This window comes from Roseburia yibonii (genome assembly GCF_014297335.1).
GTDB classification, from domain to species: domain Bacteria; phylum Bacillota; class Clostridia; order Lachnospirales; family Lachnospiraceae; genus Roseburia_D; species Roseburia_D yibonii.
In genome coordinates this window covers 13,929-40,328 of sequence record NZ_JACOQH010000012.1, presented here as the reverse complement: position 1 = coordinate 40,328, position 26,400 = coordinate 13,929, and the positions used below count along the sequence as shown (strand labels likewise).

At 48.3% G+C, this 26,400-nt stretch carries 25 protein-coding genes, 3 tRNA genes and 1 other annotated feature; of the genes, 5 read left to right on the top strand and 23 right to left on the bottom strand.

Annotated elements, in window-relative coordinates; all coding sequences use genetic code 11:
- Nucleotides 1-160 precede the first annotated feature (160 nt).
- Entirely contained in the window at nt 161-976 is an 816-nt protein-coding gene (locus tag H8Z76_RS12955) for a lytic transglycosylase domain-containing protein (RefSeq protein ID WP_186982764.1), read from the top strand.
- Between the two features lie 117 nt (nt 977-1,093).
- On the opposite strand, the gene H8Z76_RS12950 is transcribed toward H8Z76_RS12955, so the two are convergent.
- The 4 genes from H8Z76_RS12950 to H8Z76_RS12935 all read right to left on the bottom strand — a co-directional run bounded on the left by H8Z76_RS12950 (nt 1,094) and on the right by H8Z76_RS12935 (nt 4,168).
- A tRNA-Thr gene (locus H8Z76_RS12950) sits at nt 1,094-1,166 on the bottom strand.
- Nucleotides 1,167-1,251: 85 nt separating this feature from the next.
- Nucleotides 1,252-1,755, bottom strand: coding sequence for a GreA/GreB family elongation factor (locus tag H8Z76_RS12945; RefSeq protein WP_022515616.1), 504 nt, complete (start codon nt 1,753-1,755; stop codon nt 1,252-1,254).
- Entirely contained in the window at nt 1,748-2,869 is a 1,122-nt protein-coding gene (locus H8Z76_RS12940) for a DUF3810 domain-containing protein (RefSeq protein WP_186982762.1), read from the bottom strand. The genes H8Z76_RS12945 and H8Z76_RS12940 overlap by 8 nt, the downstream gene beginning before the upstream one ends.
- Before the next feature lie 18 nt (nt 2,870-2,887).
- A complete protein-coding gene (locus H8Z76_RS12935; RefSeq protein WP_186982760.1) occupies nt 2,888-4,168 on the bottom strand; it encodes a hypothetical protein in 1,281 nt (426 codons plus the stop codon).
- A gap of 268 nt (nt 4,169-4,436) precedes the next feature.
- Between H8Z76_RS12935 and H8Z76_RS12930 the strand changes: the two genes are divergently transcribed.
- Nucleotides 4,437-5,090, top strand: coding sequence for a hypothetical protein (locus tag H8Z76_RS12930; protein WP_022515613.1), 654 nt, complete (start codon nt 4,437-4,439; stop codon nt 5,088-5,090).
- Between the two features lie 62 nt (nt 5,091-5,152).
- On the opposite strand, the gene H8Z76_RS12925 is transcribed toward H8Z76_RS12930, so the two are convergent.
- The 4 genes from H8Z76_RS12925 to H8Z76_RS12910 form a co-directional block, all read right to left on the bottom strand.
- Nucleotides 5,153-6,868: a methyl-accepting chemotaxis protein gene (locus H8Z76_RS12925; RefSeq protein WP_186982759.1), complete on the bottom strand. Its 1,716-nt coding sequence runs from the start codon at nt 6,866-6,868 to the stop codon at nt 5,153-5,155.
- Between the two features lie 147 nt (nt 6,869-7,015).
- Nucleotides 7,016-7,585: an adaptor protein MecA gene (locus tag H8Z76_RS12920; protein WP_186982757.1), complete on the bottom strand. Its 570-nt coding sequence runs from the start codon at nt 7,583-7,585 to the stop codon at nt 7,016-7,018.
- Nucleotides 7,586-7,700: 115 nt separating this feature from the next.
- Nucleotides 7,701-8,369: an HAD family hydrolase gene (locus tag H8Z76_RS12915; RefSeq protein ID WP_022515610.1), complete on the bottom strand. Its 669-nt coding sequence runs from the start codon at nt 8,367-8,369 to the stop codon at nt 7,701-7,703.
- Entirely contained in the window at nt 8,350-8,808 is a 459-nt protein-coding gene (locus tag H8Z76_RS12910) for a hypothetical protein (protein ID WP_186982755.1), read from the bottom strand. Before H8Z76_RS12910 ends, H8Z76_RS12915 begins: the two co-directional genes overlap by 20 nt.
- A gap of 156 nt (nt 8,809-8,964) precedes the next feature.
- Between H8Z76_RS12910 and H8Z76_RS12905 the strand changes: the two genes are divergently transcribed.
- Nucleotides 8,965-9,891 carry a 30S ribosomal protein S1 gene (locus tag H8Z76_RS12905; RefSeq protein WP_022515608.1) on the top strand — a complete coding sequence of 309 codons (927 nt, stop codon included), beginning with the start codon at nt 8,965-8,967 and terminating at the stop codon, nt 9,889-9,891.
- A gap of 53 nt (nt 9,892-9,944) precedes the next feature.
- Here the strand turns inward: H8Z76_RS12905 and sigH are convergent, their stop codons facing one another.
- From sigH to H8Z76_RS12870, 7 genes are all read right to left on the bottom strand, one after another.
- The gene (gene sigH / locus H8Z76_RS12900) at nt 9,945-10,511 is read right to left on the bottom strand and encodes an RNA polymerase sporulation sigma factor SigH (protein ID WP_186982753.1); all 567 of its coding nucleotides are present in this window, start codon (nt 10,509-10,511) and stop codon (nt 9,945-9,947) included.
- 26 nt (nt 10,512-10,537) lie between these two features.
- On the bottom strand, nt 10,538-11,278 hold the full coding sequence (rlmB, locus tag H8Z76_RS12895; protein ID WP_147619498.1) for a 23S rRNA (guanosine(2251)-2'-O)-methyltransferase RlmB: 741 nt from the start codon (nt 11,276-11,278) through the stop codon (nt 10,538-10,540).
- A gap of 1 nt (nt 11,279) precedes the next feature.
- Nucleotides 11,280-11,744, bottom strand: coding sequence for a Mini-ribonuclease 3 (locus H8Z76_RS12890; RefSeq protein ID WP_022515605.1), 465 nt, complete (start codon nt 11,742-11,744; stop codon nt 11,280-11,282).
- Complete coding sequence (gene cysS / locus H8Z76_RS12885) at nt 11,729-13,135, bottom strand: cysteine--tRNA ligase (protein ID WP_186982751.1); 1,407 nt, start codon at nt 13,133-13,135, stop codon at nt 11,729-11,731. The genes H8Z76_RS12890 and cysS overlap by 16 nt, the downstream gene beginning before the upstream one ends.
- Before the next feature lie 18 nt (nt 13,136-13,153).
- Nucleotides 13,154-13,870, bottom strand: a complete 717-nt coding sequence (gene epsC, locus H8Z76_RS12880; RefSeq protein ID WP_147619493.1) for a serine O-acetyltransferase EpsC — start codon at nt 13,868-13,870, stop codon at nt 13,154-13,156.
- A 95-nt stretch (nt 13,871-13,965) separates the two neighbouring features.
- Nucleotides 13,966-14,192 (bottom strand) — a binding site (T-box leader).
- A 65-nt stretch (nt 14,193-14,257) separates the two neighbouring features.
- Nucleotides 14,258-14,794, bottom strand: a complete 537-nt coding sequence (gene ispF / locus H8Z76_RS12875; protein WP_186982749.1) for a 2-C-methyl-D-erythritol 2,4-cyclodiphosphate synthase — start codon at nt 14,792-14,794, stop codon at nt 14,258-14,260.
- Between the two features lie 32 nt (nt 14,795-14,826).
- Entirely contained in the window at nt 14,827-15,861 is a 1,035-nt protein-coding gene (locus H8Z76_RS12870; protein WP_186982748.1) for a threonine aldolase family protein, read from the bottom strand.
- Nucleotides 15,862-16,026: 165 nt separating this feature from the next.
- Here H8Z76_RS12870 and H8Z76_RS12865 point away from each other — a divergent pair, with 165 nt between their 5' ends.
- Nucleotides 16,027-17,028: a FecCD family ABC transporter permease gene (locus tag H8Z76_RS12865; protein WP_186982746.1), complete on the top strand. Its 1,002-nt coding sequence runs from the start codon at nt 16,027-16,029 to the stop codon at nt 17,026-17,028.
- Nucleotides 17,021-17,779, top strand: coding sequence for an ABC transporter ATP-binding protein (locus tag H8Z76_RS12860; RefSeq protein ID WP_186982745.1), 759 nt, complete (start codon nt 17,021-17,023; stop codon nt 17,777-17,779). Before H8Z76_RS12865 ends, H8Z76_RS12860 begins: the two co-directional genes overlap by 8 nt.
- Before the next feature lie 41 nt (nt 17,780-17,820).
- Here the strand turns inward: H8Z76_RS12860 and cysG are convergent, their stop codons facing one another.
- The 8 genes from cysG to H8Z76_RS12820 all read right to left on the bottom strand — a co-directional run bounded on the left by cysG (nt 17,821) and on the right by H8Z76_RS12820 (nt 26,399).
- On the bottom strand, nt 17,821-19,185 hold the full coding sequence (gene cysG, locus H8Z76_RS12855; RefSeq protein ID WP_186982744.1) for a siroheme synthase CysG: 1,365 nt from the start codon (nt 19,183-19,185) through the stop codon (nt 17,821-17,823).
- Between the two features lie 3 nt (nt 19,186-19,188).
- Nucleotides 19,189-20,214 carry an ABC transporter substrate-binding protein gene (locus H8Z76_RS12850; RefSeq protein ID WP_186982742.1) on the bottom strand — a complete coding sequence of 342 codons (1,026 nt, stop codon included), beginning with the start codon at nt 20,212-20,214 and terminating at the stop codon, nt 19,189-19,191.
- A 129-nt stretch (nt 20,215-20,343) separates the two neighbouring features.
- On the bottom strand, nt 20,344-21,189 hold the full coding sequence (locus H8Z76_RS13715) for a DUF4190 domain-containing protein (RefSeq protein ID WP_022515596.1): 846 nt from the start codon (nt 21,187-21,189) through the stop codon (nt 20,344-20,346).
- A 238-nt stretch (nt 21,190-21,427) separates the two neighbouring features.
- Entirely contained in the window at nt 21,428-22,432 is a 1,005-nt protein-coding gene (locus H8Z76_RS12840) for an RpnC/YadD family protein (protein ID WP_186982740.1), read from the bottom strand.
- Between the two features lie 282 nt (nt 22,433-22,714).
- A tRNA-Met gene (locus H8Z76_RS12835) sits at nt 22,715-22,788 on the bottom strand.
- Between the two features lie 23 nt (nt 22,789-22,811).
- A tRNA-Val gene (locus tag H8Z76_RS12830) sits at nt 22,812-22,884 on the bottom strand.
- 81 nt (nt 22,885-22,965) lie between these two features.
- Entirely contained in the window at nt 22,966-23,955 is a 990-nt protein-coding gene (locus H8Z76_RS12825; RefSeq protein WP_147619487.1) for a P1 family peptidase, read from the bottom strand.
- Nucleotides 23,956-23,978: 23 nt separating this feature from the next.
- Entirely contained in the window at nt 23,979-26,399 is a 2,421-nt protein-coding gene (locus tag H8Z76_RS12820; RefSeq protein WP_186982738.1) for a homocysteine S-methyltransferase family protein, read from the bottom strand.
- Nucleotide 26,400: the final 1 nt, after the last annotated feature.

The following is a 26,400-nucleotide window of genomic DNA, read 5'->3' as shown; positions in this document are numbered from 1 at the left end:
CTTTACAGGAATACTATATGGTCTTTTCCATGTCTTGTCAAGGTTTTTCCGACGTTTTTCTTTTTGTCTATTTCCAAAATACCCGATTTATGCTAAAATAGCAATAACTGTGATAGATTTTATCGACAACGAAAACACGGCACCACAAAGGAGACATGTTATGCAGATAAATTTCATCCCCAAAACATCAAACCGCACGGAGCTAAAACTGCCAAACAGCACGGAGCAATCCAATGACGGTTCCTTTTCTTCCGTTTTTAACGCGCAGAACAGCGAAACCACACTGGAATCCATCTTCAAGGAAGCTTCCGATACCTACCAGGTTCCGCTCTCGCTCTTAAAAGCAGTGGGAAAACAGGAATCCAACTTCAACCCAAAAGCGACCTCACGCTGTGGCGCGCAAGGGATCATGCAGCTTATGCCTGCCACTGCCGCAGGACTTGGCGTGACGGATGCCTACGATTCAAAGCAGAATATCATGGGCGGCGCGAAATATTTGAGCGAGCTGCTCTCAAAATACGATGGCAATACCACGCTTGCGCTTGCTGCCTACAATGCCGGCAGCAATAATGTCGCAAAATACGGCGGTGTTCCTCCTTTTAAGGAAACACAGGATTATGTGGTAAAAGTTACTTCCTATATGAAAAACGGTGTCACGCTCCCGGATCAGACGGTCTCTGTCGCATCCGAAAATATCGATGAAGAGCTTCCGACCGATGAGGCGGAATCCTCTTTTACACTCACCGCCAGCCGTGAGACCCCGGATGCTTCCGACGCGCTTGACGAGTTGTTTTCCTATAATGACTACTTAAAGTTCATCGATATCTTTTTGAACAATTTCCTGGACACGACTGCGAATCTCGCAGCTTCCGAGCAGGATAAAAAAGATGATTCCAACGACAGCTACACTGCCTATCAGAATATGCAGTCACGCGCTGCCATGGAAAATCTGTTTTCACGCAGCGAAGAAATATAAAAGGAATGTTTCAAAAAGGAAAGCCGGAGAATCGATCGATTCCCCGGCTTTCCTTTTCTCGTTGCTATTACAAAAACCGCGAAGACTGTATCTGCAATCTTCGCGGTCCTATTCGTAAGCTGCCTAGCGGACTTGAACCGCCGACCTCCGCCTTACCAAGGCGACGCTCTACCAGCTGAGCCAAGGCAGCAACTGAAAAACTCAACTCGTTTAATATACTATAAGATTCACCATATGTCAACAATAATTTTTCAAAAAATCAATTTTTTTGTCTTTTAAAAGCTTCTCAGTTTATCACTGTCGTCATCGCTGTTTTTATCAACCGACTGTATCTTCACATAATAGCCATAGCTGTCATTTACCTTTACAAAAACGCGGTCTCCTACCTTATGTCCGAGAATCGCTTTTCCGATCGGTGATTCAATGCTGATACGTCCCTCCAGGGAATTTCCACGCACCGTAGTGGTCAGCTTGAACTTTTCCACCTCATCATCCTCTTCAAAATAGATTTCCACAATATTATTGACGCCGACTTCATCCTCACCGGAATCATCTGATACGATCTGCGCGGTCTTTATCATCCGTTCCAGATAACGGATGCGGCTCTCATTTTTGTTTTTATCTTTTTTTGCCGCATAGTACTCAAAGTTCTCGCTCAGATCTCCCTGCGCTCTCGCCTCTTTGACTGCCTCGATCGCTTCCTTGCGCACGACCAGCTTGCGGTATTCGATCTCCTCTTCCATTTTTTTGATATCTTTTTCTGTCAGCTGATTATTCATTTCCTGATTCCCCGCTTTCCCATAATTTTCCATTGTAATAATCCAATAACAGGCGCACCACGCGGCTGTAACTCACCATACCGTCGGACACCCCGTTTGCTTTCAGGTTGCTCTGTAAAAACTTATCTGTAGCCTGGTTCGCAGTCTCTGTGGACACGACCGCTTTTTTCTCCACGCGTTCCCACGCCTCATCTGTCAGGAACACAATATCCTTTAATACCCACTCATTGACTGCAGGCAGCGCAGCCCGTTCTTCCTCCGAGGCGACCTTCTTTACTTCCCCTGCCACATAATTTAATACGCTTAAATACCCGCTGTACTGTAAGAACGGATCCTCGGACTGTATGCATGCAAGAAATCCGAAATAATTCGCCTCATCTTCTAAGATCACGCCCTTTAAATGCGAAAATTCATGACAGATCGTCGCCGCGTCATTCATAAGATACATTGTCCCGTTATAATTTGCCTCTAACGTAAACGGGAAATAGATGCCGCAGAGATACTGCTGGCTCATAAAATCAGACGACGCGATCTTTTTCGGGTTCGGATAATAACCGGAAAGATACGGATATTCCGTCCCCAGATTCTGCATTGCGGTTTTGCACGCCGCATACATATCGCCCCCGTAAACCACATTTCCGTCTGCATCACGCTGCATCATGCCGGACAGCTCATTTGCCCTTGTGACAAGTTCCTGATAAACCAAAAGCAGCTCTTCTTTTCCGTAAGTCCGGTTATCGTAATACTCCTCCTCCACGGTCGGTGCATGATACAGGACAAAACAGTTGAGTGTCTCTGTAAGCACTACCCAGGCAATGACCCATACCACAAAGCGAAAGTAACCTCTGCGGAATTTTTTCATCTTTTCAGAACGAAACACCAATGCTGTCACAGGCAGCACCAATGCAAATAAAATAACAAAAATGCCACAGTAAATCAGTATTTCCCCTACTGAGAAGGGAAATACCGACATCACTCTGGCAAGCGTATTCGTCCACAGCGGAAAGATATACCGCCGATACCATGACACCGCCGGTTTGCAGAACCACGATACCACATTGATCAGTACCGCCGCGCAAAAGAGCGCGGCTAAAACCTTGTTTTTTCTTTTCATGTTTCTTTCCTGTGCTTATTACTGCGGGTTCTTGATGCAGCAGCTGTCCGCGATCGTATTGCGCAGTTCTGCCAGATCCCCGCCATCCGGCTTACATCCAATGACAAATACATAAGTAGAAACCGAATTGGTCATAATATTAAATCTGGTCTGATAATCGATACCGTCCACCGAGAACACACCTTCAAATGTCAGGTATGTGTAATCTCCCTTGGTCGTCATCGCAAAGTTATCACCCGTATAATTGTAAAGTCCCATCTGTCCAAGGATGCTTGAACAGCTGTCCATATCCGTGATCGTTGCGAGCGCTTCCTTACTGATTCCGGAAAGTCCTGTCTTTGCATAGATAAACGCACGGTCATTCCGGTACAGGCTCTGGTTATCCGCCTGCATCAGGTTATTTCCGTAATCAAAGGTAAAATACAGATTGTCATTTAAAAAGGTCATGTCATCCACATCCACATAAGACAGGGTGACATCGGTTCCATTGGCATGCATTGCGGTAAGATCTGTTTTATACTCTTCGTTTCCGGCAGCCATTGCTGTCTTTTCCTTGAAACGCATATTGTCTACCATGTAATCTCCGATCGCCTTTACGGTCGCCGCATCCAGTGTGGCATTTCCGAAGATCAGGTTTAATTCCTGTTTTCCGTTTAACAGTGCATAGTATTCTCCCTGCCAGGTATGCTGTTCCGCAACACCATTGATCGTCGCGGTCTTATTTAACGGCGTGTCAAAGCTTACGGATAAGGTTCCGTTGTCCCGGTCTGTGATGACCGGCTCTGTCGTCAGACTGAACGCGTCATTGTTGCCGCCCCACTTCAACTGCGCATCACTTAATGTAACGGAATCCGTGATATTGCTGGTTCCATCTTCATTGGTATATACACATCCTTTTTCGCCTACTGCGTAACCCGCAACATAGAAGAAATATCCGGACGCGTCATAATACTGGTACTCCGAATCTTCCGGCTCACAGATGATATAATTGTTCCAGTCATCCTCTGTCGCCACGCCTCCACGATATCTGGTCGGGTCGATCAGTGAAGACGGCACCGGCATTTCAACGCCCGCGCGGTCAAGATCCATCATGATGAATGAGACATCTGTCCCGTTAATGTTTTCCGTGAATGTTTCTCCGATCTGATGGGAAGGAAGCGTCTTTGCCGCTTCTTCGGTCGCGCCCTCTGCCGCCGTCTCTGTTCCTTCGGTCTGATCCGCGCCTTTCGCGCCACATCCGCCTACCAGTCCTGTCATCATCCCTGCTATCAACATTACTGCTACCAGTCTTTTTTTCATTCTATCTCAACCTTTCTTATTCGCATTTCATTTTTATTACAATTCTATTACCAATTTATAAAAACTTTTCATACGTTTTTTATTATATTACGCTTCCCCACTTCAAATCAAGTTTTTCAGCCGAAAATTCACAAGATTTCATAAAAATATCACATTTTTAATTTTATTTTTCCAGACGTTTCCAATTTTTTACTAATTTATTTTCTGTTTCTGTCGAAATAAATATCAGAAGTATATATTCAAATACAAATTCCAGGGAGGGAATTTTATGAGTTTAACGATCAATGCCAATCATTCTTCCTCATATTACCTGAGGAATTTTTATTCTTCCAACCGCAGTGCGGCTTCCACAGACAGTTACCGCAGCAGATCCTCCAATCATACGCTGGTTCTCGCTGATTCCGAAGCTTTAAAAAAGGCAGCAGAGGCACTGTCTGATCTCGACTACGATGACAGCGATGAGGCAAACGGTGGAGATATTTACAACAGCATCACTGCTTTTGTGACTGCCTACAACAATTTTATGGACTCTTCTTCTTCTTCGGATTACGGTTACATCAAGAATCAGAAGAACCATATCAAGGATCTGATCTCCGAGCACTCTTCTGATCTAGAGTCTATCGGGATCACGATCAATACCAAAGGAAAACTTGAAATCGATGACGATGAACTTGGCAGCGCCAAACTGACCAAATTAAAACGCATTTTTTCAGACAATGGAGATCTCAGTTCATCCCTACAGAAATATGCCACTTCCGCTTTTCGGTATGAAAAGAACCACGTTCCGCAAACGGGCAGTGTTTCGAACAGTTCCAACGATACAGCTTCCGATTCCGCTTCCACGGATTCCACAGATACGGCAACGACCATGGCGGAACTGACCGGTAAGGTCATCGGTTCTAATGTAGATCTTGTGCTTTAATTTTTACCACTAAAAAAGCAGGTATTTCCCGTTTTGGGACGTACCTGCTTTTTGCCCGTCTGTTATTTCAATGTAAACATTTTTACAATCTTGTGAAGCTTATCGACATACTCCATATTGTTGTTGACCAGATCATAGTTTGTCGTTGTGTAAGATACCACTTCGGAAACTTTCTCTGCCATTTCATTTACGCCGTTTGCCGCCTCATTGATCGTCGAGTCGATTCCTTCTACCGCAGTCGCGACTGTCTCGATCCGTGAATTTAATTCCGTTACAGAGCTTTCCACATTGCCCATTCCGGATTCGAAAACTCCCGCATCTTCCTTATACTGCTCTCCGATCTCACGGAAAGTCTTGTAATCATTCAGTACGGTATTTTCCAAAAAGTCTGTGGAAGCATTTAAGCTGTCTGTCATGCTGTCCACGGCTGATTTTACCTCTCCGATGATCGCGTCGATATCCTCGACTGTCTGTGACGTCTGATTTGCGAGGTTTCCGATCTCTGTTGCAACTACCGCAAATCCCTTTCCTGCCTCGCCCGCTCTTGCCGCTTCAATACTTGCGTTAAGCGCCAACAAGCTGGTCTGTGAGGAGATCGCGCGGATCGACTCTGTCAGCTCGTTGATCTTGTCCACTGCTTTGGAGCCCTCGATTGCTTCATCCGTCTTTTGTTTTACCTCATTGTACATCTTCTCGGTACGAGTGGTCGCCTGCTGCGTAGTCTCCTGCATATGGTTTGCACGCTGCATGACTTCTCTTGAATTTTCCGCTCCGCTCCGTGAAAGCTCTGAGATCGCCATTGCCTCGTTCTTCATTCTGTCGATCTGCTCATTGATGCTGTCGGTTGTCGCGGATGTCTCTTCCATACTTGCCGCCAATTCTTCGGTTGTCGCAGAGTTATCGGTGCAGACCGTATTGATCTCGTTGCTGCTTTCCTTTAACTGATCTGTGTTCTGCTGCAGCTGTTCGCATGCCTCATCAATATCGCCAACGATGCCGCGCAGGTTCCTACGCATGACATGGGTCGCCCGGCTGATTGCGCCGATCTCATCTTTTCTGCGGTATAATTTATCCATATTTCCGTTCGGACGGAAGTGAAATCTGGATGTATCCACAAGGATTCCCGCCATACGCTCCAGCGGTTTTGCAATTCTAAATGCAACGCTGTACGCACAGATCATGGAAATACATACCAATACCACTGCCACAATGATGGCTCTTGTGCTGAGTGACCGTGAAGTGGAAAGGATCTCATCTTCTTCTGCCGTCATCGCAATGATCGAGTGATTGTCCACCACCGCATAGGCCGCATATTTCTTGCTTCCATTGTATTCATATTCCTTGACATCATTTGCCGGAACATTTCCGGATCCCAGTTCGGACACTACCTCCTGGATCACACTGCTCGTCGCCTGTGTTCCGATCTTGTCCGCCTGCGGATGATATAAGATGTTGCCGTCTTCATCCGTCATATAGATATACGCGGATCCGACACCCTCAAGCGTCACATTTCCAAGAAGCTCTTCATATAACGTATCTGATCCGTCCTCATGTGCAAGCGCGTTGTCCATGACATTCGCGTACGCCTCCGCCACATTAAGCATATTATTCTTTGCCTGGTTTGAAATCGCCGCACTGAATCCCGGTACGACCAAAAGCAGGACGATCACAATATCAAGCACAACCGCGATCGACACGGTATTGCTGATCGTTCCCCGCAAAGAGTGAAGAAAATTTATCTTCTTCTTTTCTTCGGTGTTTGTATCTTTCTGTTCCATAGATAACCATCCTCCATCTCAATCATAATAAGATTATTATAGTATATATCTTCCAGTTAAATCAATATCATATTGTACAATTTTCGACATTTCTCACAAAAAAAACAGAAGTTCCGGATTTTTCTCCGAAACTCCTGCCTTTTTCTCTCACAAGCCTGCCAGAACATGCATGGCGTGCTGCCCGATCAGAACCGTGGCGTGTTCTTCCAGATAAGACGAGCGCCATTCATCCTCCTCGACCGTCCTTGCGTACTCAAACGCCGCCGCGAAGAAATGATCGATCTTTTTTGCACTGCTTCCGGTCAGATCCACGATCAGATAAAAGATCTCTTTTTCTTTACAGAATTTCGCCCTGTCATACTCGGTAAAATCGAGTGACCTCGTAAACGCGATCGCCTCGGTAATCGTTCCAAAACCAAGCACTTCCAGCTTCTTTTCCGGAAGCAGCGATGCTTCCTCCGGAAACTCCGCGCTCTCACGGTCTGAAAAGGTAAGCGCAACCGCATTTCCCGGAAGGCAGACCGCCTGTACGGTCTTTGCGCCATCTCCTACGACACAGCCGGTCTCCTCCTCCACAAGATCCAGTATCTCGTTTAAAAAAGACTGTGCTTTCCCCGTATTTGAAAAAATATCATTCATCTCAAGACCATACTGTCTTATCTCCTCTTCGGTAACTACACATTGAATATCATTTCCGTTGATCATCTTTACTTTCATAGCATCACACTTTCTGCATCTCTTCGCCCAGATGCCCGTTAATATTCAAAATGCCAGATGTTTTTCTGTTATTATTTTACCACAATTAGGAAATATTTTTAAGTATTTTTTGATATTATAATTGTTTTTCGTTATTTTTTCTCATTTTTTCAATGAATTTTTGTGCTTCCTGCAGATTATCGCAGATCACCACACTCTTTTCTCTCATTTCTTCTGTCGGAGGCATGAGATCCGGCACCATGATCGGGTGCATTCCAGCCGCATGGGCAGAACGTATCCCGTTATAGGAGTCTTCGATCGCGTATGCCTGCACCGGCTCCACGCCAAGTTCCCTGCATGCCATAAGATAGATATCCGGTTCCGGTTTGCTGCGTTTTAAGAGGTCTCCGCCGATGACCACGTCGAAATATCCGGTCAGGCCATCCTGATCCAGTTCGGAAAGCACCGCCTCACGTCTGGTGGACGAAGCCAGTCCGATCCGGAATCCTTCTTTTTTTAAGTACTCCAGAATTTCCCGGATCCCCGGCTTTAACGGCACTTCTTTTTCGATCGCACGGTAAAAATACGCACGCATTTCTTCTTTATAAGTTTCATAAGGAAAATCCTCACCGTAATGATCTAAAAAGATCTGTCTTGAGACTTCATATGTCGTTCCGAGACACTGTCTGCAGACCGCATCGGTCCCTTCGATCCCGTGCTTTTTCCCTGTCTCTGCCCATCCTTCCAAAACCAGACGCTCTGTATCAAAGATCACGCCATCCATATCAAATACTACTGCTTCCATTTTCTCCTCCGGAATTTTTCCTGTCTTCTTTCCTGTTACTCTGCCACATACGGTATTTCATAAAAATAACGAGCACGACACCCGCCGCGACCACAGCCCAGAATACCACACTGCTGCTGTAGATCCTGTAAACATCACAGGCCGCTGTGTAAACGGTCATTCCCATAAATAAAACCTTGATGCCAAGCGCCAGACGAACCGCATAGATCCTGCTTTTTTGACGGGCGGGGATCAAAAGATTCCACACCGCGGGATAACGCTCCATCACCGAAAACAAAAGATAGATCCCTGCAACAAAAAGGATCGTCACCACCGCATCCGACAGTCCTGTCCCCGCCATCTTAAAATAATACAGTTCAAGACCGATCCCTGTCACGGCTCCCATCGCCGCTAAAATTTCCAGTACCACATCCATTACCGGTATCTTTGTATGCCGCATCCTCATTTTCCTCATTTCTTCTTTCTTCCGCCCATTATATCATGTCCCCACTTTCCGGACAAGCATCCGATAATTGCATTTCACGCGGCAATATGCTACATTAAAAACAGCGGACCGCTTTTTGTCCGCAATCTGAGCAAAAAGGAGTTTTATAACATGGACGAAAATACAAAAACTGAAACAATGGACGATTTTAAGGATGAACTGGAGGCTTCCTTCCGCACCATCCACGAGGGTGACATCTTAACCGGAACCGTCATCTCTGTTTCCGAGGAAGAAGCGACTCTGGATCTGAAATATTATGCGCCCGGCATCATAAAAGTATCTGAATTTTCCAATGACCCGGATTTTTCCATTCTGGAAAACATTCACGTCGGCGATTCTTTGGAGGCAACCGTCATAAGCCGTGATGACGGCGAGGGCAATATCCAGCTCTCCATGCGCGAGGCAAACGACATGCTCGCCTGGGATAAATTCAAAGAGTATCTGGACAATGAAACGACTCTGCAGGTAAAAGTAAAGGAAAGTGTGCCAAGCGGCGTAGTTGCCTATCTGGACGGCATCCGCGCGTTTATCCCGGCATCCCAGCTTTCCTTAAACTATGTGGAGGATACCGCACCTTACATCGGGAAGGAACTGGATGTCCGCGTGATCACCGCAGATCCGTCGAAGGAAAAACTGGTGCTCTCCGCAAAAGTGGTCGCGAAGGAAAAAGAGATCGAAGAACGCAACCACAGAATTTCCATGATCGTTCCGGGCAGCATCATGGAGGGAACCGTAGAAACCTTAATGCCGTACGGCGCTTTTGTAAATCTCGGCGATGGTCTGAGCGGTCTGGTTCATGTCTCCCAGATCTGCGAACGCCGGATCGGAAAGCCGTCTGAAGTCTTAAAAGAAGGTCAGAAGGTCAAAGTCAAGGTTTTAAATACCGATAACAGCAAGATCAGCCTCAGCATGCGCGCGTTAGAGGAAGAGATGGTCGATACTTCCGCAGAGGAAGCTGAAAGCATCTCCGACTACACTTCCAATGAAGCCGCATCCACAAGTCTTGGTGATCTGCTCAAAAACTTTAAATTAAACTAAAGAACAGAAACTAAAAAACAGCCGCAGGAACTCTCACATTCCTGCGGCTGTTTTTATTTCAGCTTATTTTTGATCCTCTGCAATGCGTTATCGATGGATTTCGGTGATCTCTCCATGATTTCCGCGATCTGCACATAATTCATGCCCTGCATGTAATACGCGAGGACTTCTTTTTCCATATCACTCAGACTCTTTTCGATCCGCTCTTTGATCTGCGCAACATTTTCCCGGTCGATCATCATCTGTTCCGGGCTTGTCTCGAGCAACTCCCCGATCCCACCGCTCTCCGGCTCCGATAACGAAACATAGGAATTGAGCGGCGCATGCTTTTTACGGTTCGACGCCTCGATTGCTGTATACATCTGTCTGGAAATACAAAGTTCCGCAAAATGATAAAAAGAGCTCTCTTTCTCCGGCCGGTAATCACGGATCGCCTTAAACAGCCCGATCATCCCTTCCTGGATCAGATCATCCGTATCTCCGCCGATCAGAAACATGACTTTCGCCTTTTTTCTGACCAGATGTTTGTACTTGTCCATAAGATAATCCATAATCTCATCCTGTCCGTCCCGCAGACGCGCGATCAGTTCTTCATCCGAACACTCCCACTTTTCCGGCATCGTCCCCTCCTTGGTCCTGCTTTTCTTTAGCTCATGCGCTGTCTTACGATCTCAAAGCTCAAAACACCGCACGCAACCGAAGCATTTAACGAATCGATATCTCCGCGCATCGGTATGGACGCGATAAAGTCGCAGTTTTCCTTTACCAGTTTTCCGACGCCCTCTCCTTCATTTCCGATCACAAGTCCGATCGGTCCTTTCAGATCAAGGTCGTACATTGTGGTTCCGCCCATGTCTGCGCACACAAACCAGATTCCCTTTTCTTTTAATTCCTTGATCGTCTGTGTCAGATTGGTCACTTTTGCCACCGGTGTATAGTTGATGGCTCCGGCGGATGCCTTTGCCACGGTCGCTGTAAGCCCGACCGCACGTCTCTTTGGGATGATCACGCCATGCGCTCCGGCAAGGTTTGCCGTTCTTATGATCGCACCGAGATTGTGCGGATCTTCGATATTATCCAATAGTACCAGAAACGGCGGTTCTCCTTTTTCTTCCGCGCGCGCCAGGATCTCATTGACCGTGGAATAACCGTAGGCTGCCGCCATTGCGATCACGCCCTGATGCTTTTTCGTCTCGGAAAGCTGATCCAGGCGTTCCTTTGTTACAAAATTCACGATCGTATCATGCTTTTTCGCCTCCCGCATGATCGACTGCACCGGTCCGTCCTTGCAGCCGTCAAGTACAAAAAGCTTGTCTATCGTCCGTCCGGAACGGAATGCCTCAAGCACCGCATTTCTTCCTTCAATCTTTAATTCTTCGATTTCCATTCTATTCTCCCTGTTTTTCTTCTATGGTCTTTCCTGTTTTCGCGTCATAGTGCTCCAGTCCGCACAGAACCAGTTCCACCAGACGTTCAAAATCATCCTTCAGATACAGATATCCCATGAGTGCCTCAAAGCCCGTTGCGCGCCGGTAATCCGCCATCGTCGCGTTCTTTGCCATGGTCGGCGACTTTGCGTTACGCCCTCTGCGGAACACATCACTTTCTTCCTCTGTCAGCTCCGGCTCGATCGCGTGCATCATTTCCGACTGCGCATGCGCTTTTACCAGCTGGCTGGTGGTCTGATGCAGTTTTCCCGCCTTTGTGTTTCCTCTGCCGACCACGACCGAGCGGATCACCAGATCGTAGATCCCGTCCCCGATGTAGGCAAGTGTCAGCGGAGAATAGGTGCGGATATCCACATCGCCAAGATGAAACCGCTCCTTGATATACGCATTTATGCCCTTTTCCATTTTACGCCTTCTCTCGTGTCTTCCAGGACAATGCCCTTTTCCAGTAAAAGATCTCTGATCTCATCTGCCCGTGCGAAATTCTTTTCTTTTCTTGCCGCCTGACGCTCCGCGATCAGACCTTCGATCTCGGTATCTAAGATTTCTTCTTTTCGCTCCACGCGGATACCGAGCACTCCGCACAGTGTATTTAAGCGGTCATAGAGCGCATCTAAATATTCTTTGCTGTTCTCCGAAGATGTGTTGGAATTGGCAAATTTTACCAGTTCAAAGACTGCGGATACCGCATCGGCCGTATTCGCATCGTCTTCCATTGCCGCCTCAAATTTCTTTACGAAATCCTCGCTTGCCGAAAATGCTGCCTTTTCCTCATCTGTCATATGCCCGGTTTTCGCGGCGCCGCTCAGATGTTTCAGATTATCCGCAGCTGTCAGCACACGCTCAAGACCGCTTTTCGCCGCATCCATGAGTTCCGCGCTGAAATTGAGCGGTGTACGGTAATGCGCGCTTAACATAAAGAAACGAAGCACCTGAAGATCGTACTTTTCCCCGATCTCACGGACAGTAAAAAAGTTTCCAAGGGACTTTGACATTTTCTGGTTGTTGATATTCAAAAATCCGTTGTGCATCCAGTAGTGCGCAAACGGTACACCGTTTGCCGCCTCTGACTGCGCGATCTCATTTTCATGATGCGGGAAGATAAGATCCTCTCCACCGGCATGGATGTCAATGGTATCTCCGAGATATTTTTTTGCCATGACCGAGCACTCAATGTGCCAGCCCGGACGACCCTCGCACCATGGGGATTCCCAGTATGGTTCACCGTCTTTTTTCGGTTTCCACAAAACAAAGTCAAGCGGGTCTTCCTTTAAGTCTCCGGTCACCTTGATGTTTCGGTGTCCGGCTTCCAGGTCATCAATATTTTTATGGGAAAGCTTGCCGTAGCCCTCGAATTTGCGTGTACGGTAATAAACCGTTCCGTCCGCCGCCGCATACGCATAGCCCTTCTCGATCAGTGTCTTTATCATTTCGATCATGCCGTCGATCTCCTGCGTTGCAAGCGGATGTGTTGTCGCCGGCTTCAGATTCAGATCCGCCATATCCTTTTTGCACTCGGCTATAAAACGCGCGGATACATCTTCTGCTGTGATCCCCTCTTCGATCGCTTCTTTGATGATCTTGTCATCGACATCCGTAAAGTTGGATACATAGTTGACCTCATAGCCCTTGTACTCCAGATAACGGCGGAATGTATCAAAAATGATCATCGGTCTCGCATTTCCGATATGGATATAGTTGTACACGGTCGGTCCGCACACATACATGCGCACCTTGCCTTCCTCGATCGGCTGAAATTCCTCTTTTTTTCTTGTCAATGTATTATATATCTTCATGGGTTCCTCCATTCTGCTTTATGCTCTGTTTTCCTGCTCATTCTGTCGCTGGCGCCGCTGACATTTTTCATGCGCTTCACGCAGCGCTTTCAGTTCCTGTTCCAGGTCGATCACCTCATTGCACAACGCAGAATTTTCTTTCTGCAACAGGTCGATATCCTCTTTGACCGGATCCGGCAGATGTACCTGATCCATATCATTGCGCGGCACTTTCTCGTTATCCCGCTTTACGATCCTGCCCGGCACACCGACTACGGTACAGTTTGGCGGTACCTCCTCGATTACGACGCTGCCCGCGCCGATCTTTGAATTTTCACCGACGGTAAAGGAGCCGATGATCTTCGCGCCCGCGCTGACCATCACATTATCACCCAGTGTCGGATGACGCTTTCCGGTTTCTTTTCCGGTTCCGCCTAAGGTAACTCCCTGGTAAAGTGTCACGTTATCCCCAACAATCGCAGTCTCTCCAATGATGACGCCGGAACCATGGTCAATGAAAAATCCCTTTCCGATCGTTGCGCCCGGATGGATCTCGATCCCGGTCTTTCTGGCCGCACGCTGTGAAATATAGCGTGCCCAGAAATAATGTCCCTTTAAATACAGTTTATGCGCCCTGCGGTAACTCAGCATGACCCAGAATGTCGGATACAGCAATACTTCCGCTGAACTCTTGATCGCCGGATCTCTCTCTTTTATCACCTGAATTTCTTCTTTTATGTACTGAAAAAATCCCATTTCAAACGCTTCCTTTCCGTCTTGTGCAGTTTTTCTGCTATTATATCTAATGCCTGCGGGTGATACTTTGTGAATAAAAAAACGGATAACTTCTCATTAGAGACGAAGTTATCCGCGGTTCCACTCTATCTAAAAGATATCTGTCATATCTTTCCCTCTCTTACGTAACGTGTAATCTACGGATCAGACTACTGTATCTGCTTTCATCTGATCTGCTCCCGGATGCACTTTCAGATAATCTCTGCAAAAACTGCTTTCAGCCGGTGACAGTTTCTCTCTTGTGCAGATGTATCATCCTACTCTTTCCGTTCCCTGCATTTTTCTTTTATTCTCACACAAGTTTACGCAAATTCCCTGCGTTTGTCAAGATTTTTTTATCATTTGCCGCTATCTGCAGCCGCCACAGCCCGCGCAGCCACCCGGCGTACCTCCGATCGCGACACTGCTCTCATAGATGGAAGACAGCGCGCAGATCGCCTGTGCGGAAATTCCCTGTTCGGTTCCGGTAAATCCGAGCCCTTCTTCGGTCGTTGCCTTGATATTGACCTGGTTTTTCTCCAGATGCAGCACCTCTGCCACATTTTTTTCCATCTCATCGATATACGGGCGAAGCTTTGGCTTCTGTGCGATCACGGTCGCGTCGATGTTTTCGATCACATAGCATTCTTTTTCCAACAGTCCCCCCACATGGGCAAGCAGCTTCATGCTCGATATGCCTTTATACGCCGGATCGGTATCCGGAAAATGCTTTCCGATATCCCCAAGCGCCGCAGCGCCGAGCAGCGCATCCATGATCGCATGTAACAGTACATCCGCGTCTGAATGCCCAAGCAGTCCCAGATGATGCGGGATCGTAACTCCTCCTATGATAAGGTCTCTTCCCTCGACCAGTTTATGCACGTCATAACCCATTCCTACTCGCATAGATTTTTCCTTTCTTCTCTTATCTTAAAGTCTTAAAGCGCTGCCACATCCGAAAGCAGCTCATTTACCTGTTCTTCGGTCGTTGCCCAGCTCGTGCAGAACCGCACCAGCGCATGCGTGGCGTCCGTATTTCTCTCAAATGAATAACTGTATTTTTCTCCCAGTCTTTCCAGATCAGCAAGCGGCAGGATGAAAAACTGCTGGTTCGTCACGGAATCCATGTAACTCTCATATCCTTTTCTTAAGAATGCCTCTTTGATCTTTGCCGCAAGCACGTTGGCATGGCGTCCGAGCTCTGTATACAGGTCGTCCTCCATTAACACCTCATACTGGATGCCGAGCAGTCTGCCCTTGGCAAGCATACCGCCCTGTCTTTTTATCATATAGCGGAAATCCTTTTTCAACCGCTCATCCGTAATGACAACGGCTTCCCCGAACAACGCGCCTGCTTTGGTGCCACCGATATAAAACACATCACTGATCGCGGCATAATCCGCAAGCGTAAGGTCATTTCCCTCTGCGCCAAGTCCGTAAGCCATTCGCGCGCCATCCACAAAAAGGATGAGATCATATTTGCGGCAGACTTTTCCGATCGCCTCTAATTCCGCTTTTGTATACAGTGTACCATATTCCGTCGGGTTTGATACATAGACCATGCCCGGCTGCACCATATGCTCCGCATTTCCTGACGAAAAGTGTTCCCTGCAACATGCATCGATCTGCTCCGCCGCTATTTTTCCATCTTTGTTTGAAAGCGCGATCACTTTATGTCCGGTCGCCTCGATCGCGCCGGTCTCATGTACGTTGATATGCCCAGTATCGGCGGAGATCACGCCCTGCCACGGTCTTAATGCCGCCGCGATGACAGTTGTATTTGCCTGGGTTCCGCCTACTAAAAACTGTACATAGGCATCTTTATTCCGGCATTTTTCCAGGATCATCTGACGCGCCCGCTCGCAGTGTCCGTCTTCCCCGTAGCCGGTTGTCTGTTCCATATTTGTCTCGGCTAACATCTCGATGATCTTCGGATGCGCGCCCTGTGTATAATCACATTCAAAATGTATCATTTGTTTTCCTCCTTTTCGCTCCGCCTTTTTCTGATCTGAGCGAAGTCAATTACCATAATAGGACATTTTTTCTGAAATGAAAAGTCCAAAGACCCGGAATTGCACTTTTTTCCACTCTATGATAACATACATAACAAGTATGTAAATCAAAATAAGGAGTTTTCCATGAACAAGAAACGCAGTTTTTTTATCATTATGCTTTTGATCCTGCTTTTATTTGTCTCTGTCTGTTCCGGTATTCTGTTCGGCAGTGTAAATCTAAGCTTTTCTGATATCTGGGCTGTCCTGACCGCAAAAGACACTTCTTCCACTGCCTGCGTCCTGTTAAAGACCGTGCGCATTCCACGCGTCTTCGGCGGACTTTTTGCAGGCGTCGGACTTGCCTGCGCCGGCGTGATCCTGCAGGGTGTGATGAACAATTCCCTTGCCAGCCCGAATACGATCGGTGTCAATTCCGGCTCCGGCTTTGCCGTCATGCTTGCCATGATCTTTTTCCCGGCAAATTCGGCAGCACTACCGGTCTTTGCGTTCCTTGGCGCACTGCTCACTACACTTGCGATCTTTTTACTTGCATCGCTCTCAGACAGCTCCCGCACCACGATCATTCTTGCCGGTATCACCGTCTCTACTTTTTTAAACGCGGCGATCAACACGGTAAAACTGCTTGATACCGATATCACGATCAATCTGACTTCTTTTCTGATCGGAACACTTTCCGGGCTGACCGCACAGCGGATCCTGTTTCCCGGCATCTGTATCATCGGTGCATTCTTTCTTTCCCTAATGCTTGCGGTGCCATTAAACCTGCTCGGTCTCGGAGATGACATCGCGCATTCTCTCGGACTGCGCGTTTCACTCACACGCTTTTTGCTGTTAGTGCTCTCAAGTGTGCTTGCCGGCTGTGTGGTAAGCTACGCCGGACTGCTTAGTTTCATCGGACTTGTCGTTCCGCACATCTGCCGCAGGCTTTTTGGAAATGACGCGCGCTTTCTGTTGCCCTGTTCCGCCCTGCTCGGCGCAAGCTTTGTGATCCTGTGCGATCTTTTCGGGCGCGTTTTATTTGCACCGTTTGAACTGCCCGCCGGCATCATCATGGCCTTTATCGGCGGTCCGTTCTTCTTATACCTCTTATTAAAAAAGAAAGGAGGACGAAGAGTCCATGCTTGAGTTTTCCCATGTATCGGCAACCTGCCAGCACACGAAGATCCTTACCGATATTTCCGTCTCCTTTCCAACCGGAGAGATCACCACGATTGTCGGACCGAACGGCTGCGGAAAAACAACGCTGATCCAATGCTTAAACGGCGTTTCCAAAGTAACTTCCGGTCAGATCTTTTTAGAGCACGAAGATCTGCTTAACATCCCGCTGCGCGAACGTGCAAAACGCATCGCCTTTCTTCCGCAGGTGCGCACGATCATTCCGACGCTTCCGGTTCGGACTCTGGTGGAACACGGTCGCTTTCCGCACCTTGGTTTCTCCAGGCGAAAGACCGAAAAAGACCGCGAAATCGTCACCCGTGCCATGGAATTTACGCATGTGGAGACTTACGCCGATCAGTATGTGGACACGCTCTCCGGCGGCATCCGCCAGCGCGTTTTCTTTGCCATGATCCTCGCCCAGGACTGTGACTATATCGTACTCGACGAACCGACCACTTACCTTGACTTTATCGGGCAGCGGGATTTTCTTTCGCTGATCCGCTCTTTAAAGGAAAATGGAAAGACCGTCATTTTAATCCTCCATGATTTAAATCAGGCGCTTAGTCTTTCCGACCGCCTCGTGGTGATGCAGGAACAAAAGGTCGTTGCAACCGGGACTCCGGACACCTGTATCCAAAGTCATATCCTGGAAGATGTCTTCCACGCTTCCTTAAAACAGTTTCACGACAAAGACGGGACCTACTACTTTTTCGAGTAGTGTCCCGTCTTTATCTTTTGTTTATTTCTTTCTATTTTTTCCTACTGTTCATCAAAAAGCTGCAGTCCCGCTGTCTCGCCGATCACGATAACTGCCGGTGTCTCTATCCCTGCTTCTTTTGCTTTTTGGACAATATTATGTAAATTTCCACGCACTGCCTGTGTACTTCCATCGGTGTTCTGCCTGACCACTGCTGCCGGCGTCCCGCCGCTTTTTCCTGCCGCGATCAGTTTGTCCGCGATCGCTGCCAGATTTCCAATTCCCATCAGAAATACCAGTGTTCCGTGAAGTGCCGCCAGATTTTCGATATCCTCCGGCAAACCGTCTTCTGTTCCCGCTGTATGTCCGGTGATCACATGAAAACTGCGGGCAAGCCCACGGTGTGTGACCGGAATACCAGCTCCCGCAGGCGCCACGATCGCAGACGTTGTCCCGGAGATCTCCGTTACCGGGATTTTTGCTTTGCGCAGAGCGATCATCTCTTCACTGCCCCTGCCAAAGACAAACGGATCTCCGCCTTTTAAGCGCACCACCCGTTTTCCCTCTCTGGCCTTCTGCACTAACAGATCATTGATCTCCTCCTGACGAAAGCTGTGCCTGCCACTCCGTTTTCCGACATAGATCTGCTCACAGCTCTCGGAAACATGGGACAAAAGACGCTCATCGATCAGATCATCATAGATAAGCACCTCCGCACGCCGCAGTGTATTCAGTCCTTTCACTGTGATCGCGTCATATGCACCGCAGCCGGCTCCGACAAGCGCAACACTGCCTGTCTTTTTCTTTTCCTGTTTTCCTGCCGCAGCTCTTAAACGTTCCTGCATTTCTTCTTTGGTAAGCGGGCGTCCTTTATCCAGACAAAAGAGCGCCGCTTCTTTTAAAACGGCTGCCCTCACCCTGCCATCCGGGATTTCCCGTTTGACCGGCTCACGGAAAGCCAGCAGTCCATCCAAGATCTCTTCCGTTTTCTCCGGCAGGGCTGCCGCAAGACGGCTTCTGAAATATGCCGCCGTCATCGGGCTTGCGCCTTCTGTGGAAATTCCCGCACAGAATTTTCCTTCTTTGACCAGTGACGGAAAGATAAAACCGCACTTTTCCTGGTCATCCACCACATTGACAAGAATATTTTTTCCCTGGCACAATGCGCTGATATGCGCGTTGAGTTTCTCGTCATCCGTCGCCGCGATCACAAAACACTTGCCATCCACATCCGCATCCAAAAAAGGACGCTCTTTACAGTTAATCTCCGGATCCTCCTTGATATCTTCCGACAGATACGGTGCAACCACAGTCAGCTTTGCTCCAAACGGCTTTATTTTTTCGATCTTGTGGGCGGCAATTCTGCCTCCGCCCACGATCAATCCCTCTTTGCCTTCCAGTTCCACAAAAAACGGAAAATATCCCATCTGTTACTCCTCCGGATAAAGAATATCTGCCAGCTGTTTGTATGCCTCGCCCCATTTTGCATTCGGCTTCAGATTGAACAGCCGTTTGTCCAGCACATAGTAATGTCCGTTTTGCACTGCGGAAAGACTGTTCCATGCCGGATTGGAGATCAGCATATCCTGTACATTCTGCATTGCCGCATCCACATCATTTCCCTGAACGGTCACGAAAATGTACTGCGGATCTGCCGCAATGATGGCTTCCATGCTTAAGTCATCAAGAAGTCCGGCATCACTGTCCGCGATATTCACACAGCCCAGATCTGCGAGCATCTCTCCACAGACATTGCCATCACTGCCCTTTGCCTTTACATTGCTTGATGCCGCGCGCAAGAATAAAACTGTCGGTGCGCTTCCGTCCACACGTTTTTTTATCTCCTCGATCTGTGCCTGTACATCCAGACCGTTTTTCTCATAAAGATCCTTACGTCCGGTGATCGTTGTACAGATATCGAGCATCTTCAGATAATCATCAAAATTGGATACATCAAAATAGGCAACCGGAATTCCCGCCTGATTTAAAACATCCTCAAGTGCCAGATCCCCATCGGTGTTGGAACTTGCCAGTACAAAGTCCGGGTTTGCCGCGATTAACTGTTCCACATCCGGCTCTAAAATGCTGCCAAGATTGACTACATCCGCTCCGAGATCCAGATCCAGGCTTTCCCAGGAATCATTTGCCGCCGCAACGACATCTCCGCCTGCAAGCTGCCATACATCCGTAAAGCTTCCGATCAGTGCCGCCACACGCTGCGGGTGATCCACCGTCACCTCACGTCCCAGATCATCCGTAAATGTCACCGGTCCGGTCTGCTCCGTCTCTGCGATCTGTTCTGTCGCAGACGCCGTATCTTCGACTGCTGTCTCCGTCGCCTGATTTTCCCCTTCTGCGTCTGTCTGCTTTAATGTTTCCTGTCCCGCGCTTCCGCAGCCTCCAAGTAAAGTCACTGCCGCAAGCACTCCTGCCAGCCATCTGTTTCGTTTTTTCATGATATTTGCTCCTCATCCTTTGTTACTTTTTGTTTTGCCTGTAATTCCTATCGGGTTTGTAGGATTATATCATTTTTCCGGAGCAGATGTCAATTCAAAATCGGGTTGCTCTTTAAATTATACATAAACTTACCTTGGCGGATTGCATCTCGAACACGGTGTCAGTCCCATGGATTTTGCAGTCTCCAAACTCACCTCATGGTCACTTTTCGCCAGATACTGGCATCCCGCAGAATGATATTTCGATCCGGTATCCGTAATATGTACCGTAACGCCGCTTCCACTGTCAGCCGGTGCAGGTGCCGGCGCCGGATTACTGTCCGCATTGCTTACTGCCTGTCCCCCGTTTCCGGATGCATCTGAATTTCCACCGGTACTTCCGGAATTATCCACTGCCACAGCCGCATTTGACGATGCTGCCGCAACAGCTACCTCATTTTCCGCAGGTGCCCCGTCATTTTGCGTCTGCGTTCCATCTGCTTCCGGTGTATTTTCATTCGTTACTGCCTCAGGCTGTGCCGGTTTTTCCGTCTCTTTCTCAGATGCTTTCTCATTTGAAGCCTCTTCCTGCACCACTTCGGTCTCCGTCTGCTGCTCCGTCTCCATCTGTTCGGATACGATCTCAGACTGCGCTTCTTCTGTCTCCTGTTCAAGTTCAACCGGCTCTGCCGATGTCTCTGTCTCCACCACACACTCTGTTTCCGTCGCCGCATCTGCCGAAACTTCCGGTGCAGGATCTGTCCTCGCGACCGAAACTGCCATAATAACCGCAAACAGGATTCCTACCGCGCCGGTAATGATTCCCGCCACTGCCATGTGACGTTCTTTGTTATCTCTGCTTACTCCAAGAACCTTCACACCCAAAATGATCGCAATGATGGCTGCCGGCAGCCCAAGGAACATACAGCCAAAGATCAGCCCCACAATTCCTAATACCAGCGACCACACAGCAAATTTTTTCTGTTTTTCTTCCATAACTTCTTCTCCTTTGCTCTGTCAGATTTAAAACAAACTCCTACGATTTTATTATACCGCTGCCCAGGAATGCATCCCATCTGTATTTTTCCTACTTTTCCGACTGGGGTCTGTCCTATTTAAAAAAGCAGAATCTCTTTCCACGAAAAAAAGACCACCCACCCGGGATCCGTTTACTCTAATCTCGGATACGATGATCTCTTTTTTATTTCAGCTTTATATCGATAACTGCCGCTGTTTACAGCTGCTTCATCTGCTCATAAACTTTTTTCCAGTCATACTCCGGCGCAAAACTTTTCGCCTTTTCACAGATCTGTTCTACCCTGGAAACATCTTCCTCCAGTTCTTCCGCAATCACCTCCGGCGTTTTTCCTTTTTTCAGCTTTGTACAGATCAGCCGAAAAAGCAACTGTTCTTCCCCGACAAGCCTGCCTTCTTCTCTGCCTCGTTCGATTCCGACCGTCACTCCTTCTGTTCTGCCCTGCTCAATCCCGGCTGCTACGCCTTCCTCATAACTCTGCTGTCCCAGCTGACGCAGGGTCTCTTCCTCATCATATTCAAAGATACACATCTCTATGGCCTCCTCTCTGTATTTTAACAGGAAATCCCGCAGGATCCCTTCTCTGATGCAGGTATCCACCGTATGTTTCACCGCTTCTTCCCGTCCCATGCTCTTTTCACAGGTTCTGAGCCGGTCAACAAACTGCGCGTACTCAAGCAGCGTATGGCACTGTTCCATCAGCTCTTTATTCCTGCCAAGGTTGATATTTAACATCACGACCTTTAATTCCAGTGCCGGATCTTCCTCCGGGTTTATGAATGCATCGGACAGCTTTAACACCTGCCGCTCCGGCTGCATATCCCTTCCGTTATAGAACACGAAAAAGCGCGGTGTCGGTATCTTTACGAGCTGTCTCCCATAAATTGTCCGCCCACCACTCCAGCTTCGCAGCTCCTTTGCCACATAATGCAGGTTGCGGAGCGGGATATTCGGGTTATAGGTGCTCTGATGCTCATACAGATCCATGTAAAAATCCATGACGACCGCAAGGTCATTCTTCATGTTCATGTAAATGGCGTTTTCCAGTGTCACAACGGTAAGCGCCTCCGGATCGGTGTATGACGTGCCATTTACTGCATTATAAAGCCCGAGCAGCTCTTTTTTCTCGCGGAACACCATGCGGAACAACCGGTCTTTGTAACTGCGGTATACCTGATTTCCTGTTTCTTTTGTTTTGTCCATATTTTATTTTCCTCCTGTCGCCGCAGGAGCAGTTCTTCGAAAACCCCTGCTTTTTGATTGTGGAAAAAGCATGAATTTTCTGAAATAACAAGAATGTTTAGAACCGCCGGATGGCGGACAGACGGACTGTTGTCCGGATAGAAAATATGCTTTTATATATTTATCTTAGCACACGCCGATTCCGGGAACAAATTAAATTATTATAAACTCTTCATGTCCTCGTCACCAATACAAAAAGACCGGACAAAGCAAACTGCCTCATCCGGTCTTCTCTTTCTATAGTAGCGAGAGGGGGATTTGAACCCTCGACACTACGGGTATGAACCGTATGCTCTAGCCAACTGAGCTATCTCGCCATATTGATTACCTTGCGGTAAAATGGGACCTATAGGGCTCGAACCTATGACCCTCTGCTTGTAAGGCAGATGCTCTCCCAGCTGAGCTAAGATCCCATTTGCGGTCAAAATTCATCGACCGACTTAGTCATTATACTATCCAAAAAAAGTAAAGTCAATACCTGTTTCCCATATTTTTTACTTTTCCAGACGGACACAGTTTGCCAGATATTCCGCATCCGGTATTGCCGCATCACGTACCGCGCGCTCAATGGCCAGGGACATGACTTTCGCTGCAAGCGTTCCCGCCACATTGATATCCGCACGCACATTCCCCATAGAAACCGCATAGATCGTATCGCCATCCGCCATAGTTCCGACCGGATTTATGTTTCTCGCATAAGCGCAGCGCGCCATGGATGCGATCTTATTTGCCTCATCCTGTGCAAATCTTCCATTTGTCACGATCGCCCCGATCGTTGTATTTTCCTTATAAAAATCTGTAGGCTTTGCGATCTTAAGAAATTCCGCACAGGTATCAAGTTCCTTTGTGCGGTCCGGGCTCTTTAGCCCCGCGATCTTTTTCCCGGTCGTGGAATCAAAAATATCTCCGAATGCATTCACCACAACCACTGCTGCCATTTTCAGTTCCCCGACTTTAAGCGCCGCAATGCCAAGACCGGACTTCTCGGCACATTCCATACCGAACAGTTTTCCAACCGTTGCTCCACAGCCAGCACCCTCATTCCCACTCTTCGGCTCTTTTGCAGCCTCGGCATCCACGCAGGCATCATAGCCCATCTGCGCATCGGGGCGGATCGACGGATCTCCATATCCGAGATCATAAATGCAGGACTGGCACACAAGCGGCACTTTCGCAAACCTGGTGTCATAACCAATGCCATGCTCTTCCAGATAACGCATGACACCGGCAGCCGCTTCCAGACCATACGCCGAACCGCCGGAAAGAACAACTGCATGGATCGGATTGTTTGCCGTAAGCGGTGAAAGAAGCGGGGTTTCTCTGGACGCAGGTCCTCCACCGCTGATATCCACGCCTCCGGTCGCCGGCTGATCAAACAGCAGCACGGTCACGCCGGTTTTTCCCTTTTCACTCTTTGCCTGTCCGATCCGCAGTCCCTCAATATCCGTTGCCTTTATTTCTGTTGCTATTGTATCAATTTCCATGGTTTTTCCTTCTTTATCAAAAATTATTCCGCAAGCAGGCGTTCCACCAGCTTTACACATTCCGCCGCATCCTTTGAGTAACCGTCCGCACCAATCTCATCCGCAAAACTCGGGGTGATCGCAGCACCTCCGATAATGATCTTTCCCTTGTATCCCTTTTCCTGCGCCAGTTCCACGACATCCTTCATGCGCATCATCGTTGTTGTCATCAGCGCAGAAAGCCCGATCACTTTCGCATTTTCTTTCAATGCCGTATCCACGATAATGGAAGCCGCCACGTCTTTGCCGAGATCCAGTACCCTGTAACCGTAATTCTTTAACATCAGTACGACCAGGTTCTTCCCGATATCATGGATATCGCCCTCCACAGTCGCCATGACGATCGTCGCCATCTCCTCCTCGCTGCCGTCCCGGACAAGCATCGGCTCCAAATATTCAATCGCCATTTTCATCGCGTTTGCGCTTGCGATCAGCTGCGGCAGGAAATAAATCTGCTTGTCAAACAAAACACCGACCTCATTGATCGCAGGAATCAGATCTTCACTGATGATCGTATCCGGCACTTTTCCGGCATCCAGTTCTTTTTTTACCTCGCCTAAAATACCACCCTTGTTTCCATGCAACACCGCGTCAAACACCGGATTTTTCGGTGCCTTTTCTTCTTTTACGCCAGAACCGGAAGCATCTTCTTTCGTCACCTTCTCATCCAGAAGATTCATCCGGTTAATATAACGGATATCACTTCCGTCCTTATGTAACAGCATATCCGTGGCAAATGCCGCATTCATAAGCAGCTCCTGCGACGGATTTGCGATTGCCATTGTAAGCCCATTCGCGATCGCCATCGTAAGAAATGCCGTGTTGACGTACTGTCTGTCCGGAAGTCCGAATGAAATGTTTGAAAGTCCGCAGATTGTCGCCAGTCCAAGCTCATTTTTACAATAGGAAATCGTATCGTAACACTCGAGCGCCGCAAGCGGATTTGCGCCTACGGTTGCCACCAGACCGTCCACCACGATGTCTTCCCTTGCAAAACCGAGTTCCAGCGCGCGATCCAAAATAATATTTACAATCTCACGCTTTTCTTCCAGAGACTTCGGCAGTCCCTCATCGGAAAGCGGCAGTAAAATAAACATGGCCCCGTATTTCCGTGCGATTGGAAGCAGCTTTTCAAACTTTTCTTTTTCCAGGGAAATGGAATTGATCAACGCACGCCCCGGATAAATGCGGAGCGCCGCCTCAATGATATCAACGTGGCTCGAATCAATACAGAGCGGACAGTCCACCGTCGTACTTACTTCGTAAATGACATCGAGCATCATCTGTTTTTCGTCAATACCATTCATACCCATATTGACATCTAAGATGGAGGCACCATTCTCCTCCTGCGCCCGCGCCATGGAACGCACAAGATCCAGACTTCCCTCTTTTAATTCCGCCTGTAATTTTTTCTTTCCGGTCGGATTGATCCGTTCGCCCACAACCAGAAACGGGCCATCCAGATCGATCTCCACGCTTTTTCGCTCTGAGGTTAAAATCCGTCTTCTTTTATCAGAGATCTCGCGCACCGGAATCTCTCGCACCGCATCACTCAATGCTTTGATATGCGCAGGTGTCGTACCGCAGCAGCCACCCACAATCGCAGCTCCCTCTTCAACCAGTTTTTTTCCGACTGCCGCAAATTCCTCCGGCGTCGTGTTATAAACCGTCACTCCGTCCACCAGCTCCGGCAGACCGGCATTTGGCTTCGCAAGAACCGGGATATTTGCATAAGCAACCATTTCCTTTACCGGAGCAAGCATTTCCTCCGGCCCTGTGGAACAGTTCAGTCCGACCGCATCCGCGCCAAGGCTCTGCATAACGACCACTGCAGTTGCAGGGTCTGTTCCGTAAAGCGTTCTTCCGTCCTCATTGAACGTCAGGCTCACCATCACCGGCAGATCACAGGTCTCCCGGATCGCAAGCACTGCTGCACGCGACTCCTGAAGACTCATCATTGTTTCCACCACAAACAGATCCACGCCTGCCTTTAAGATCGCACGCACCTGCTCTTTATAGATGTCCACAAGTTCCTCAAACATCAGATCTCCCATTGGAAACAACTGCTGCCCGGTCATCGTGAGATCGCCTGCCACCAGTGCCCTGTCACCTGCCGCCTCTCTTGAAATTCCAACCAGCCGCTCATTCATTTCCTCCAGGTGTTCTTCGAGTCCGTATTCTTCTAACTTGATGCGGTTTGCCGTAAACGTCGGTGCATATAAAATATTGGTCCCCGCCTCCACATAATCCTTCTGCAGTCGGATCATCACATCCTCATGCTCTAAGATCCACTGTTCCGGGCAGACGCCGACCGGCATTCCCGCATCCTGCAGGTTGGTTCCTGTCGCGCCATCTAAGATGACCGGTCCGTTTTTCACCAGTTCACGAAATGCTTCTCTTGTCATA

What these genes read in the sequence shown, in the direction of transcription:
- H8Z76_RS12910 (WP_186982755.1), bottom strand. Translation starts at nt 8,808, where the DNA reads ATGCGGCATACAAAGATACCGGTAATGGATGTGGTACTGGAAATTTTA.
- H8Z76_RS12905 (WP_022515608.1), top strand. Translation starts at nt 8,965, where the DNA reads ATGGACGAAAATACAAAAACTGAAACAATGGACGATTTTAAGGATGAA.
- H8Z76_RS12925 (WP_186982759.1), bottom strand. Translation starts at nt 6,868, where the DNA reads ATGGAACAGAAAGATACAAACACCGAAGAAAAGAAGAAGATAAATTTT.
- H8Z76_RS12920 (WP_186982757.1), bottom strand. Translation starts at nt 7,585, where the DNA reads ATGAAAGTAAAGATGATCAACGGAAATGATATTCAATGTGTAGTTACC.
- H8Z76_RS12915 (WP_022515610.1), bottom strand. Translation starts at nt 8,369, where the DNA reads ATGGAAGCAGTAGTATTTGATATGGATGGCGTGATCTTTGATACAGAG.
- cysG (WP_186982744.1), bottom strand. Translation starts at nt 19,185, where the DNA reads ATGGGATATTTTCCGTTTTTTGTGGAACTGGAAGGCAAAGAGGGATTG.
- sigH (WP_186982753.1), bottom strand. Translation starts at nt 10,511, where the DNA reads ATGCCGGAAAAGTGGGAGTGTTCGGATGAAGAACTGATCGCGCGTCTG.
- cysS (WP_186982751.1), bottom strand. Translation starts at nt 13,135, where the DNA reads ATGAAGATATATAATACATTGACAAGAAAAAAAGAGGAATTTCAGCCG.
- H8Z76_RS12940 (WP_186982762.1), bottom strand. Translation starts at nt 2,869, where the DNA reads ATGAAAAGAAAAAACAAGGTTTTAGCCGCGCTCTTTTGCGCGGCGGTA.
- H8Z76_RS12860 (WP_186982745.1), top strand. Translation starts at nt 17,021, where the DNA reads ATGCTTGAGTTTTCCCATGTATCGGCAACCTGCCAGCACACGAAGATC.
- H8Z76_RS12935 (WP_186982760.1), bottom strand. Translation starts at nt 4,168, where the DNA reads ATGAAAAAAAGACTGGTAGCAGTAATGTTGATAGCAGGGATGATGACA.
- H8Z76_RS12865 (WP_186982746.1), top strand. Translation starts at nt 16,027, where the DNA reads ATGAACAAGAAACGCAGTTTTTTTATCATTATGCTTTTGATCCTGCTT.
- H8Z76_RS12820 (WP_186982738.1), bottom strand. Translation starts at nt 26,399, where the DNA reads ATGACAAGAGAAGCATTTCGTGAACTGGTGAAAAACGGACCGGTCATC.
- H8Z76_RS12930 (WP_022515613.1), top strand. Translation starts at nt 4,437, where the DNA reads ATGAGTTTAACGATCAATGCCAATCATTCTTCCTCATATTACCTGAGG.
- ispF (WP_186982749.1), bottom strand. Translation starts at nt 14,794, where the DNA reads ATGCGAGTAGGAATGGGTTATGACGTGCATAAACTGGTCGAGGGAAGA.
- H8Z76_RS12945 (WP_022515616.1), bottom strand. Translation starts at nt 1,755, where the DNA reads ATGAATAATCAGCTGACAGAAAAAGATATCAAAAAAATGGAAGAGGAG.
- H8Z76_RS12870 (WP_186982748.1), bottom strand. Translation starts at nt 15,861, where the DNA reads ATGATACATTTTGAATGTGATTATACACAGGGCGCGCATCCGAAGATC.
- H8Z76_RS12825 (WP_147619487.1), bottom strand. Translation starts at nt 23,955, where the DNA reads ATGGAAATTGATACAATAGCAACAGAAATAAAGGCAACGGATATTGAG.
- H8Z76_RS12850 (WP_186982742.1), bottom strand. Translation starts at nt 20,214, where the DNA reads ATGAAAAAACGAAACAGATGGCTGGCAGGAGTGCTTGCGGCAGTGACT.
- epsC (WP_147619493.1), bottom strand. Translation starts at nt 13,870, where the DNA reads ATGGGATTTTTTCAGTACATAAAAGAAGAAATTCAGGTGATAAAAGAG.
- H8Z76_RS12890 (WP_022515605.1), bottom strand. Translation starts at nt 11,744, where the DNA reads ATGGAAAAGGGCATAAATGCGTATATCAAGGAGCGGTTTCATCTTGGC.
- H8Z76_RS13715 (WP_022515596.1), bottom strand. Translation starts at nt 21,189, where the DNA reads ATGGAAGAAAAACAGAAAAAATTTGCTGTGTGGTCGCTGGTATTAGGA.
- H8Z76_RS12955 (WP_186982764.1), top strand. Translation starts at nt 161, where the DNA reads ATGCAGATAAATTTCATCCCCAAAACATCAAACCGCACGGAGCTAAAA.
- rlmB (WP_147619498.1), bottom strand. Translation starts at nt 11,278, where the DNA reads ATGGAAATCGAAGAATTAAAGATTGAAGGAAGAAATGCGGTGCTTGAG.
- H8Z76_RS12840 (WP_186982740.1), bottom strand. Translation starts at nt 22,432, where the DNA reads ATGGACAAAACAAAAGAAACAGGAAATCAGGTATACCGCAGTTACAAA.